General features: G+C 65.1%; 8 protein-coding genes. 4 read left to right on the forward strand and 4 right to left on the reverse strand.

The features are described from left to right. The first annotated feature begins 32 nt into the window (after positions 1–32). A complete protein-coding gene (locus ABLA28_RS01635; protein WP_347712239.1) occupies positions 33–1,049 on the forward strand; it encodes a M48 family metalloprotease in 1,017 nt (338 codons plus the stop codon). 276 nt (positions 1,050–1,325) lie between these two features. Here the strand turns inward: ABLA28_RS01635 and ABLA28_RS01640 are convergent, their stop codons facing one another. Then, positions 1,326–2,537, reverse strand: coding sequence for an ATP-binding protein (locus tag ABLA28_RS01640; protein ID WP_347712240.1), 1,212 nt, complete (start codon positions 2,535–2,537; stop codon positions 1,326–1,328). A gap of 297 nt (positions 2,538–2,834) precedes the next feature. Between ABLA28_RS01640 and ABLA28_RS01645 the strand changes: the two genes are divergently transcribed. From ABLA28_RS01645 to ABLA28_RS01655, 3 genes are read left to right on the forward strand one after another with little or no spacing between them, the layout of a single operon-like run. Then, entirely contained in the window at positions 2,835–3,569 is a 735-nt protein-coding gene (locus ABLA28_RS01645) for an ABC transporter ATP-binding protein (RefSeq protein ID WP_315099500.1), read from the forward strand. Then, positions 3,563–5,938 carry an FtsX-like permease family protein gene (locus tag ABLA28_RS01650; RefSeq protein WP_347712241.1) on the forward strand — a complete coding sequence of 792 codons (2,376 nt, stop codon included), beginning with the start codon at positions 3,563–3,565 and terminating at the stop codon, positions 5,936–5,938. Before ABLA28_RS01645 ends, ABLA28_RS01650 begins: the two co-directional genes overlap by 7 nt. A 22-nt stretch (positions 5,939–5,960) precedes the next feature. After that, entirely contained in the window at positions 5,961–7,184 is a 1,224-nt protein-coding gene (locus tag ABLA28_RS01655) for an HlyD family efflux transporter periplasmic adaptor subunit (RefSeq protein ID WP_347712242.1), read from the forward strand. 21 nt (positions 7,185–7,205) lie between these two features. Here the strand turns inward: ABLA28_RS01655 and ligA are convergent, their stop codons facing one another. The 3 genes from ligA to ABLA28_RS01670 all read right to left on the reverse strand — a co-directional run bounded on the left by ligA (position 7,206) and on the right by ABLA28_RS01670 (position 12,227). After that, entirely contained in the window at positions 7,206–9,269 is a 2,064-nt protein-coding gene (gene ligA / locus ABLA28_RS01660) for an NAD-dependent DNA ligase LigA (protein WP_347712243.1), read from the reverse strand. Positions 9,270–9,282: 13 nt separating this feature from the next. Then, positions 9,283–10,830, reverse strand: coding sequence for a lysine--tRNA ligase (gene lysS / locus ABLA28_RS01665; protein WP_347712244.1), 1,548 nt, complete (start codon positions 10,828–10,830; stop codon positions 9,283–9,285). A 272-nt stretch (positions 10,831–11,102) separates the two neighbouring features. Beyond that, the gene (locus ABLA28_RS01670; RefSeq protein WP_347712245.1) at positions 11,103–12,227 is read right to left on the reverse strand and encodes an aminopeptidase P family protein; all 1,125 of its coding nucleotides are present in this window, start codon (positions 12,225–12,227) and stop codon (positions 11,103–11,105) included. Between the last annotated feature and the right edge of the window lie 94 nt (positions 12,228–12,321).

The following is a 12,321-nucleotide window of genomic DNA, read 5'->3' on the forward strand; positions in this document are numbered from 1 at the left end:
CTACACTCGACTAGTCGTCGGCAGCGTCAGATGTGTATAAGAGACAGAAGGACGACGGCGCCGGCCTTGGGTTGGAGAAGGAACGAAAGATCGGCCAGAAGGCGTTGGCGGAGATCGAGAAGAGCTGGCCCCTGGAGGCGGACCCCGCTCGTCTCGCGCGCCTTCGGATGATCCTGAACCGCCTCGAACCCCACATGGAGCGCCGCATCCCCTATGAGATCCGCATCGTCAAGACCGAGGCGCTCAACGCCTTCTGCCTGCCCGGCGGCTTCATCTTCTTCACCTCGGGCATTCTCGACCTCCTCAAGACCGATTCCGAGATAGCGGCGGTCATGGCCCACGAAATGACCCACGCGGACCGCAGCCACGGGCTGAAGATGGCCGCGAAGTCCCAAGCCGTCTCCCTTGCGGCGCTTGCCGTCATGCTCCTGAGCGGTGGAGCGGCGGCCCCGGTCGTCCTGGCTCAGGTGGCCCAGGTGACGATCACGAACTCCTACACGATGGAGTTCGAGAAGGAGGCGGACAGCAATGGGCTGGACGTTCTCATCGCCGCGGGATACCATCCCGGCGGGATGGTCACACTGCTGGAAAAGTTCATGAACGAGGAGCTGAAGCAGCCGATCCGGGATTATGGCATCTACATGGACCACCCGGAGTCCAGGGAGCGCCTTCAGGCAGCACTCGACAAGCTGAGGGAACGCAACATCAGGGTCGAACGGAAGCACTCGCTGGCCCTCCTGCGGACCGCCTTCCGGGAGACCCCCAATCGCGCGGAGCTGACCCTGGACGGCTACGCGGTCTGGGGCGGCAGAAAGACGCCGGAGGTCCGCGCGGCACTCGAGCAGGTCCGAACCAGACTGGACAGCGACTTCCAGATGGAGCTCGCCCCCTACGACCTCCGGCTCGAGGGCGACCGTCTCTACATCGGAAACAAGCTCCTGGCCCAGGAAACGGCGGACATGGACGACATGCCGACCCTTCGTAAAAACCTTATGGCCGCCCTGGACAGGGCCAGGAGGCAGCATCCCGTCGCCAAGTATTTTCAATAGACACATTCCTGAATTGTCCTTCGTACCCCGCCGGCTCGCGGCAGAAGGGGCTCGCCCTTCCCCGGACCGGCGGTTTTTCGTCCCCCTCCACAGTCCCCCCACGCCGCATCCGAGCGCCCGCGCATCGCCAAATAATGATCTGCAAGTCAAGGACCGTTATCCTTGAGGTTCAAGCATGAAAAAGCACATAAAAGCATTGCAGCTGATCCTATGCGTTTTTTGCCCTTCTTGTCAAGGCTCTCACCACGATAAAACAGGTAGGGAAACAATGCGACCTTATACCCCCCCACCACACTTCTGCAGAAGCCAGTTCGCCAGATTGTGTATCCTGATCCCCTCGTAGTCGTACGTTTCATGCTTCGTGTTGGCTAGGATCAACTTCGGATAAGCGTCTTTAATTTTAAGAAGAGGACCATATTCCCGCTCAAAGGTTTCCTGTCGTGTAATGTCATCACTGACCTGAATATAAATCTTTTCGTCACCGCGTACCGCTACGAAATCGACTTCCTTCTGATACAGCTTTCCAACATAGACCTCATATCCGCGCCGCATCAATTCAATACAGACGATGTTCTCATACATCCTTCCATAGTCGAGATTTCGCCTGCCCAGCCTCGCAAATCGGAAGCCCGTATCGCTCAGATAATATTTCACGGAAGTCTTCAGATATTTTTTCCCGCGAATATCGTACCGGCGGACACCGTAAAAAACATAAGCATCACAGAGATATCTGATATAGTTACCGACCGTCTTATGATTCGTAGTGACCACATTTGCTGAAAGCGTATCACTGATATTATTGGGGGAAGTCAGATTGGAAACATTGTCCATCATATACTCTGCCAGATGCTCCAGCGTTGCAGTATCCGGCAGGTGATACTTCGTCACCAGATCCCGGTTGATGATCGTATCATACACATCACGGATATAGTTTGTACGGTCACGATCCGTTCGGTATGCATAAGACCCCGCCAAGCCGCCCTCAATTACATATTCGTCAAAGAGCTTTGCCGTATCCTTTTCATCCACATAATACCGGCAGAACTCTGCAAAACTGAACGGGAAGACATGGATCTCTATGAACCTTCCAGTAAATAGCGTCGTAAGATCAGAACTTAAAAGAAAAGCATTGGAGCCGGTGATATACAGATCATATTTTTGGGATGTATGCAAACTGTTGATCGCAAGTTCAAACTTTTCGCAAAGCTGCACTTCATCCACAAAAACATAATTTCGTTTATCCGGATCATAGTGTTTTTCTATATAGCCATAGAGTGCATGATACTCTTTGAGGTCTTCATATTTCAGATCGAAAAAGTCCACAAAGATGATATTGACATCGCCCTCCGTTTCTATAATCTTCCTGATATATGCTTTCATCAGCTCGGACTTGCCGCTGCGCCGCACTCCGGTGATAATTTTAATGTCCGGCGTTCCCATGAGGTCACTGAGCCGCTGCATGTATTCCGGTCTTTCAATATAGTGCATGAGTTTTCACTTCCGAAATTGAAATATTTTTTAAGTTTCGCACCTCAGTTGATAATTTATCCAAAATCAGATCCGTTGTCAATGGAAAACGCCATGTATTGGACAGCTCAGCTTAACCCATACAACAACGCGCTCGATCCTCGTTAAGACCGTCGCAGCCGGTGGTTTTGGGCGAGCGCCCGCACATCGCCGAATGTTTCATCGGTGATACAATAAGGAGTCCTGTTTCTTTCGATATCGACGCATCGTTCGGGTTGTCAGGCTGTGCATCTCCAGCGGAACGGAGGTAGGATTCGATTGAAGAGGGAGCCGAAGGAAAGGGAAAGTGGGGCCCCGGTGTTCGAGATCGAGGGCCTGATGAAGGTCTATGGGGAGGGGACGGCGGCCGTCCACGCCCTGCGGGGGATCGACCTGACGATCCGCGAGGGGGAGCTGGTCGTCCTGCTGGGGCCCTCCGGAAGCGGTAAGACCACCCTGCTGAACGTCGTCGGCGGACTGGACCGCCCGACGGCGGGCACGGTGCGCTTCCGCGGTTCGGACCTCGGCGCCATGGCGGAGCCCCAGCTCACCCGTTACCGGCGTGACCACGTGGGGTTCGTCTTTCAGTTCTACAACCTCATGCCCAGCCTCACCGCCCGGGAGAACGTCGAACTGGTGGCGGAGATCGCCCCCAACCCGATGTCCCCGGACGAGGCCCTTGCGCTCGTGGGTCTGGGAGGGCGGCTGGACCATTTCCCCTCGCAGCTCTCCGGCGGGGAACAGCAGCGCGTCGCCATCGCCCGCGCCGTGGCCAAGCGGCCGACGGTGCTCTTCTGCGACGAGCCCACGGGGGCGCTCGACAGCAGCACCGGACGGGCCGTGCTGAAGGTCCTGACGGACGTCAACAATGAACTGGGGACGACCGTCCTGATCGTGACCCACGCCGCGGCGACGGCCGGCATGGCGGACCGGGTGATCCACTTCGCGGACGGGGCGATCCGCTCGATCGTCGAGAACGCGGAGCGAAGCGATCCGGAGGCCATTGAATGGTGATCCCGCTGCGGACCCTGGACCGGAAGCTCATCCGGGACCTCTGGAGGATGAAGGGACAGGTCGCCGCCATCGGCGCGGTCGTGGCCATGGGGGTCATGGTACTGGTCATGATGTCGGGCCTGCACGTCTCCATCCGGGAGACCCGCCGGGCCTACTACGAGAGCTGTCGGTTCGCCGACGTGTTCGCGCCGGTCAAGCGCGCGCCGCGCTTCCTGATCGACACCCTCGCCGCGCTGCCCGGCGTCTCGGCGGCCGAGGGGCGCGTCGTCGGGGAGGCCCTGATCGACCTGCCGGGACTCGAGCTCCCGGTCCGGGGCCGGGCCCTCTCGCTCCCGGACATGGACGGCGCCTACCTGAACGGCGTCCGACTCGTCACCGGGCGCCTGCCCGACCCCGGGAACGCCGACGAGATCCTCCTGCTCCGGAGCTTCGCCTCGGCCCGCGGGCTGAGGCCGGGGGACCGGCTCGCCGTCACGATGAACGGCTCGCGCCGGAGCCTGCGCATCGTGGGGCTGGCACAGTCGCCGGAGTTCATCTACATCACGGCGCCCGGAGAGGTCGTCGCGAACGACGCCCTGTACGGAATCCTCTGGATGGGCCGCCGGGCCATTGCCGCCGCCTACGGGATGGAGGGGGCCTTCAACGAGGCCATCCTGACCCTGGACCGCAGCACCCGCCTCGCGGCGGTCCTCGACGCCGTGGACCGCCTCCTCGATCCTTACGGGGGAACCGGCTCCTATGGGCGGGAGAATCAGCACTCCAACCGGTTCGTCGGCGACGAACTCGACCAGCTCCGCTCCATGAGCATCACGATACCGCCCCTCTTTCTCATCGTGGCGGCGTTTCTGCTCACCCTCGTCGTCTCGCGCATGGTCCACTCCGAGCGGGAGCAGATCGGGCTGATCAAGGCCTTCGGCTACTCCGACCTGGCGGTGGGACTCCACTACTTCAAGATGGTCGTCGCCATCGCCGTGCTGGGCGCCGCGGCCGGATGTGTCCTGGGCGTGCTGGCGGGACGGGCTCTGGCCGGCGTCTACCTGCTCCACTTCAAGTTCCCGTCCCTGACCTTCCGCCCCGACCCCAGGCCGTTTCTCATGGGGTTCCTGGTGAGCATCGGCTCGGCCGCGGCCGGGGGCTGCTTCGTCCTGCGCCGGGTCTTCGCTCTGACCCCAGCCTCCGCGATGCGGCCGCCCGCCCCGCCGGACTACAGCCGCACCGGGGGGCTGACCCGACGCCTCGACGCGCGCCTGGACCAGCCCTGCCGCATGGTGCTGCGCCGCCTGCTCCGGCGTCCGGGACGCATGATCGGGGCAGCGGCGGGGATTGCCTTCGGCATGGCGCTATCCGTGGGCATGATCGCCATCCTGGGGAGCTTCGACACGACGGTATCCCTGACCTTCGACATCTTCGACCACAGCAACCTGGCCGTCGTCTTCAACGACGCCGCCTCGGACCGGACGCTCTACGAGCTGCGCAGCCTGCCGGGCGTGATCGAGGCGGAGCCGGTGCGCAGCATCCCCGTCATCCTGCGCCACGGGCTCCGCGATCATCACGGGACGATCGACGGTCTGATCTCGCCCCAGCGCCTCAACCTTGCCCTGGACGCCGAGCTGCGCCCCATCCCCCTGCGCCCGGGCGGGGTCGTCCTGGGACAGACCCTCGCGAGCAAGCTGGGCGTGCGGGAGGGCGACATCCTGGACGTGGAGGTGCGGACCGGGAGGAGACCGAGGCTGTCCCTCCCCGTCGTCGGCGTGGCCGGGACGGTGATGGGGGCCCCGGCCTTCATGGACCTGGACTCCCTGAACCGGGCGCTGCGCGAGCCGAACCGCGTCTCCGGGGCCTACCTTCGGATCGACGAGGCGAGTGCCTCCTCCATCTACCGGGCGCTCAAGCGGATGCCCTCCATAGCGGGCGTGAGGGTAAAAAACGATGCTCGTGCGGCGTTTCGGCAACAGATGGACAGCGGGCCCGGCTCCATGCGCTACCTCATCCTGGCGATAGCCGGCGTGGTCGCCTTCGGCGTGGTCTACAACGCCGCGAGCATCGCCTACGCCGAACGCGCCCGGGACCTGGCCAGCCTGCGCGTCATGGGGTTCACCCGAGGAGAGACGGCCTTCGTCCTGCTGGGCGAGCTGGCGGTCGTCACCCTTGCGGCGCTGGCGGGGGGGACCCTTCTGGGCTACGGGGCCTTTTTCCTGTTCGTCGAGGCCTTCAGCATGGAACTCTATCAGATCCCGACCCACTTCACCTCGGCGAGCGCCGGGACCGGGGCCGTGGTGGTCCTTGGGTCCGCCGTCGTCTCGGGATGGCTGGTGAAGCGGATCATGGACAGGGCGGACCTCGTCTCCGTCATCAAGACGAGAGAGTGATGGACAAGGGAGTAGTGGGAAGATGCGTAAAAAAATTTCGAGAAAGTTCTTCACCTTCGGCGCCGCTGCCCTGATCGCCGTCGCCCTGGCCTATGCCTTTCGGCCCCTTCCCCTGGAGGTCGATATGGAGGAGGTCGTCCGGCGGCCCATGACCCTGACGGTCGACGAGGAGGGCCGAACGCGGGTCCGCGATGCCTACACGGTGTCCGCGCCGGTCGACGGCCGCCTGCTGCGGGTGGAGGTCCGGCCCGGCGACGTGGTCTCAGCGGGGAAGAGCGTCGTGGCAAGGATGGTCCCGTCCGCCCCCACGCCCCTGGACGCCCGGGACGAGACCGGGGCCCGCGCCGCCCTCGCCGCGGCGGAGGCGGCGCTGAAGCTCGCGCGGGCCGACCGGGAGCGGGCTGTCGCCGACCGCGACCTGGCCCAGGTACAGCTGCGCCGGATACGTGGCCTGAGGAGCTCCGGAGCCGCCAGCCAGCTCCAGCTGGACCAGGCCGAACGGGAGGCCCGCACGACCGCTGCGGCCCTGCACAACGCCGAGGCCGCGATCGCCGTGAGGGATGCAGAGCGCAAGGGCGCCCTGTCGCGGCTGCGCCGTTTCGGGGACAAGGGGGCGGGGACAGAAACAACCGCGACGAACGTCATCCCCATCTGCGCGCCGGCCGATGGCCGGGTGCTGCGCGTGATGCGGGAGAGCGAGGGCCCCCTGTCCGCCGGGACCCCCCTGATGGAGGTCGGGGATGTCGAGAACGGGCTGGAGGTCGTCATCGAGCTCCTGTCCTCGGAGGCCGTCCGCGTCACGTCGGGCGACCGGGTCGTCCTGTCGGGCTGGGGCGGGGACAGGCCCTTGAACGGCGTCGTCGAGAAGATCGAGCCGTTCGCGTTCACCAAGGTCTCCGCCCTCGGGGTCGAGGAGCAGAGGGTGAACGTCGTCGTCCGGTTCACCGACCTGCAGGAATCCCTCGGAAGGCTCGGGCATGGCTTCCGCGTCGAGGCCAGGATCGTCGTCTGGGAGGACCGCGACGCCCTCACCGTGCCGTCCAGCGCGCTCTTCCGCAGCGACGGGAAGTGGGCCGCCTTCGTGGTCGAGGATGGCGTCGCGAGGCTTCGGACCGTCGAGGCGGGGCGGGACAACGGCATCGAGGCCCAGGTCCTGGACGGACTTCGCCCCGGGGAACGGGTGATCCTCTACCCCGCGTCGGACCTGACCGACGGGGCGCGGGTCGTGCAGCGGGGGGAACGGTGAGGGCGGGTCACCCCGCCCCCTTCACTCCGCCTCCCTGAGCATCCTCAAGAACGCCTCCTCGTCGATCACGGAGACGCCCAGTTCCCGGGCCTTTCTCAGCTTCGAGCCGCCTCCCTCGCCCGCGACGACGCAGCCGGTTCTGGAGCTGACGGCCGCGGCGGCCGTCCCGCCAAGGGCGCGGACCCGGGCCTCGGCCTCGGACCGCTTCATCGAGGAGAGCTCCCCGGTGAACACGAAGCTCTTGCCCGACAGGGCGCCGCTGCCGGCCCCTCCCCTCTCCTCCCCGACGAAATTCAGGCCCCTTTCCCGGAGCCGGCACAGCAGCTCCCGGTTCGCAGGCTCCCGGAAGAACGCCTCGACCGAGGACGCGATGACGGGACCGACCCCGTCGATCCCCGCGAGCTCCTCCTCGGAGGCCTCCTTCAGGCGGTCCATGTGCCCGAAGTGCCCGGCCAGAAGCTCCGCGACGCGCGTCCCGACGTAGCGGATGCCCAGAGCCGCGAGCAGGGAGGACAGCGGGCGCTTCTTCGAGGCCTCGAGTCCCGCCAGGAGGTTTCGGGCCGACTTCTCCCCCATCCTGTCCATGGCGGCCCAATCCGCCTCGGTCAGGTCGTAGATGTCCGCCAGGTCCCGGACCCTCCCCGTATCGACCAGCTGTTCCGCCAGACGTTCGCCGAGCCCCCGGATGTCCAGGCCGGCCCGCGAGGCGAAATAGCGCAGGCCCTCCTTCAGCTGGGCCGGGCAGGAGGACCGGTTCGGGCAGCGCCACACCGCCTCGTCCGGCAGCCGCACCGCCTCCGCGCCGCACGCCGGGCAGTGTTTCGGCATGACGAAGGGCGTCTCGCTCCCCGTCCGACGCGAGGTCTCCACGCGGACCACCTCCGGGATGATCTCGGCCGCCTTGCGAACGCGCACCGTGTCCCCGACCCGGATGTCCTTGCGCCGAATCTCGTCCTCGTTGTGGAGCCCCGCCCGCTGCACCGCCGTCCCCGCCAGCCGTACCGGCTCCAGGTTCGCCACCGGGGTCAGGGCGCCCGTCCTGCCGACGGAGACGTCGATGCTCAGGACGCGGGTCAAGGCCTCCTCGGGAGGATATTTGTAGGCCACGGCCCAGCGCGGCGCGTGCGAGGTCGCCCCGAGCCCGTCCCAGAGCCCGATGTCGTCGAGCTTCACCACGACCCCGTCCGTCACGTAGTCCAGCCCAAAACGCCCCTCCCGCCATTTCTCGATGAACCCCTCGACCTCGGCCAGGCCGGGACAGCGCTCCCAGGCAGGCTGAACCGGAAGTCCCCGCTCCGCGAGCCAGGACAGGGCGTCGCTCTGACGCGCGATCCCGCGGGCCTGGGGCTCCAGGACGTAGTACAGGAATATGTCGAGCCCGCGCTCCGCGGTCACGGCCGGGTCCAGCTGGCGCAGCGTCCCGGCGGCGGCGTTGCGGGGGTTGGCGAACAAAGGCTCCCCGCGCTCCTCCCGGCGGCGGTTCAGCGCCTCGAAACGGCTCCGGGTCATCAGCACCTCCCCGCGCACCTCCAGAGTTCCGGGCACGCTCCCCCTCAGGCGCAGGGGCAGGGAACGCAGGGTGCGCAGGTTCCCGGTGACGTCCTCCCCCACGCGTCCGTCGCCCCGGGTCGCCCCGCGGACGAATACCCCGTCCTCGTACAGGAGGGAGACGGCCAGGCCGTCGATCTTCATCTCGCAGGTAAAGGCCCAGTCCGCCGCATCCGCGTCCGGCACGGCCCCCCGCATCCGGGCCAGGAACGACGCCAGCTCCCCCGAGTCGAAGACGTTGTCGAGCGAGAGCATCGGGCGCCGGTGCTCGACCTTGCCGAATCCCTCCAAGACCGCGCCGCCGACGCGCCGGGTCGGGGAATCGGGCCGGGCGAGCTCCGGATGCTCCTTTTCCAGGGCGACCAGCTCCCGGACCAGGGCGTCGTAGTCCGCATCGGAGAGCTCGGGAGCGTCCTTCTCATAGTAGAGGCGCGCGTGATGCGTAACGAGCTCGAAGAGCTCCTCCATCCGCTCGGCAATGCGTCCGGCCGCGTTCCCCGCGTCCTTTCCGCCGGACGGCACGTTGGGGTTGGTCATAGGGGCCCCTGGCTCAAGCCTTCGGCTTCATCGCGGGGAAGAGGATGACGTCCCGGATGGAGCGGGAGTCCGTCAGGAACATCACGAGCCGGTCGATGCCTATTCCCATGCCTCCGGTCGGGGGAAGCCCGGACTCGATGGCGTTGATGAAGTCCTCGTCGAAATCGTGGGCCTCCTCGTCCCCCGCCTCCTTCTTCCGCAGCTGGTCCTCGAAGCGCCCCCTCTGGTCCAGCGGGTCGTTCAGCTCGCTGAAGGCGTTGGCCAGCTCCTTGCCGCACATGAAGAGCTCGAAGCGATGCGTATAGTCCGGGTTCTCCGGGTCCCGCTTGGAGAGCGGGGATATCTCCGTCGGATGCCCGATGACGAAGGTGGGGTCCGTGATCTTTTCCTCGCAGAACGCCTCGAACATCAGGTTCAGGACGGCGAAGCGGCTCTCGGTCCCCTTGAGCTCCCCGGCCAGCCCCTTGTCCGCGGCGATCCTCCTGGCCTCCTCGTCGGTCCTCACACCGCGGAAGTCCACGCCGGTATGGTCCCGGACCATATCCAGCATCGTCACGCGGCGGAAGGGCTTTTCGAGGTCCAGCGGGACGCCCTGCCACTCGATCTGCAGGGGGCCGATGGCGCGGGCCGCGTTGCGGATGAGCTCCTCGGCCAGGTTCATCATGTCCTCGTAGTCCGAGTAGGCCCAGTAGACCTCCATCATGGTGAACTCGGGGTTGTGCATGGTGTCGATCCCCTCGTTGCGGAAGTTCTTGCCGATCTCGTAGACCCGCCCCATCATCCCCACGATCAGGCGCTTCAGGTAGAGCTCGGGCGCGATGCGCAGGAACATGGGGAGCCCCAGGGCGTTGTGGAACGTCTTGAAGGGACGGGCGTTGGCTCCGCCCGCCAGCACCGACAGCGTGGGGGTTTCGACCTCCAGGGTCCCGTGCTCCTCCAGGGTCCTGCGGAAGGACGCGATGATCCGCGCGCGCTTGCGGAAGACCTCGCGCACCTCGGGGTTGGCGATCAGGTCCGTATAGCGCCGGCGGTAGCGCGCCTCCGTATCGGTGAGGCCGTGCCACTTTTCGGGGAGCGGCCGCATCGCCTTGCTCAGCAGCTTGAACTCCTTCACCAGGATCGTGAGCTCCCCGCGCCGGGTCCGGCAGGGGTGGCCGACGATGCCGATCCAGTCGCCCGTGTCGACCCATTTCTTCAGGAACTCGTAGGGAGCCTCGCCCAGCTCGTTGACCTGGAAATAGAGCTGCATCCGTCCCTCCTCGTCCGCGAGGTCGGCGAAGGTCGCCTTGCCCTGCCGCCGCAGCGTCATCAGGCGCCCGGCGGTGCGGACCGTCACGGCGTCGTCCGTCTGCCCCGACTCGAGGTGCGCGAAACGCGCCCCGACATCCTTCAGGGTATCCCTGCGCTCCCATTTCTCCACCACGTAGGGGTCATACCCCTCCTCCCCGCGAAGGCGCCGAAGCTTCTCCACCCTCTGCCGAACGATCTCGTTGTCCGCCGTATCCAACGCGTCCAGCTGTTCCGCCCCGACCGCGCCGGGCCTCTCCGTGCTGCTTTCCACTTACCCGTTCCCCTTTCCCGGGGGCCAAGCCCCCTTATTCCAATTTCAAATCGTTTGCAGACAAGACGGCTTTTGCGAGCCGCAGCGAATGAGCAGACCGCCAACGAACGTAGCGAGTTGAGCGGGTCGCTTGGGTTCTTCACCAGGCGTACAAAAAAGTACGTCGAGCAAGGCGAGCAAAAACGACGAAGCATACGAACGATTTGGAATCGGAATCATTCCGGCAGGGAAGTATGGCTTCCCCGCTGCCACCCCAAAAACAGTCCCGTGTTCTATTCCACGACCCTCAGCGACTGATCGTCCGACAAGGTCAGGCACTCCGACCCCGTCTCGGTGATGAGATAGTCGTCCTCGATGCGGAGACCGCCCCATCCCTCGATATAGATGCCCGGCTCTATCGTCACGACGTCGCCGACCTGGAGGATGTCCTTCGAGATCGCGGAGAGGCGCGGGGCCTCATGGATCTCGAGCCCCAGACCGTGCCCCAGGCCGTGCACGAAGTCCTTGCCGTACCCCGCGTCGGTGATGATCTTTCTGGCGACCGCATCCACGTCGCGGCCCGCGATGCCGGGACGGAGGGCCGCCGCCGCCTCGCGATGCGCCCTCAGCAGGATGTCGTCCAGCTCGACGGCCCTCGGCTGGGCACGGCCCACGGCGAAGTTGCGGGTGATGTCGCACATGTAGCCGTCCACCGTCACGCCGTAATCGAACGTCACGGTGTCCCCGCTCTCGAAGGGCCTGCACGTCGCCCGCGCATGGCACATGGCTCCCCGATCCCCCGAGGCCACGATGAAGTCGTCATGGACCCAGCCCTTCTCCCCGCCCAGCCTCTTGATCTCGGAGAGCATCCGGCTCTCGAACTCCACCTCCGTCATCCCGGGCCTCACCTGCTCCAGGACGGAATCGTAGGCCTTGCGGGCGATGACCGCGGCCCTGCGTATGGCGTCGGCCTCCGTCCCGTCCTTGGAACGGCGCAGCGAGGGAATGAAGGCCGAGCCGTCCACCCAACGGACGGAAAGGGGCCGGAAGACCGCCTCGAAGAGGGCCTGCGACACCTTCTCCGCCTCGAAGGCGACCGTGTGCCACCCCCTCTCCGTCACCGCCCTGGCGACATAGGCCGGCAGGGGCAGATCCGACTGGACGGTCAGGGAGAAGGGCGACTGTTTCGCGGCCTGGGTCCGGTAACGCCCGTCCGTGACCAGGCGCGCGTCCTCCCCGTCGATGAGCAGGGCGGCGGAGCTTCCGCGGAAGCCCGAGATGTAATGGCAGCTCTCCGAGTTGAGCCGCTCCAGGACCATGAGGACGAAGGCGTCCGCCCCCTTCTCGCGCATCAGGGCCCTCAATCGGGCCAGCCGCCCGTTTACGATATCGAAGTCCGTACTCTTTTCCTCGTCCATATTCCTTCCACTCCTCCCTTAAATATCCGTAACAGCGGATTCCACAGTATTTTAACAGAGAGAGGGCAAACGGGAGGACGAATCCGCCGAGCCG

This window comes from uncultured Fretibacterium sp., assembly GCF_963544685.1.
Taxonomy (GTDB): domain Bacteria; phylum Synergistota; class Synergistia; order Synergistales; family Aminobacteriaceae; genus CAJPSE01.

Coding starts and splice junctions, on each gene's coding strand:
- ABLA28_RS01640 (WP_347712240.1), bottom strand. CDS start 2,537: ATGCACTATATTGAAAGACCGGAATACATGCAGCGGCTCAGTGACCTC.
- ABLA28_RS01650 (WP_347712241.1), top strand. CDS start 3,563: ATGGTGATCCCGCTGCGGACCCTGGACCGGAAGCTCATCCGGGACCTC.
- ABLA28_RS01655 (WP_347712242.1), top strand. CDS start 5,961: ATGCGTAAAAAAATTTCGAGAAAGTTCTTCACCTTCGGCGCCGCTGCC.
- ligA (WP_347712243.1), bottom strand. CDS start 9,269: ATGACCAACCCCAACGTGCCGTCCGGCGGAAAGGACGCGGGGAACGCG.
- ABLA28_RS01670 (WP_347712245.1), bottom strand. CDS start 12,227: ATGGACGAGGAAAAGAGTACGGACTTCGATATCGTAAACGGGCGGCTG.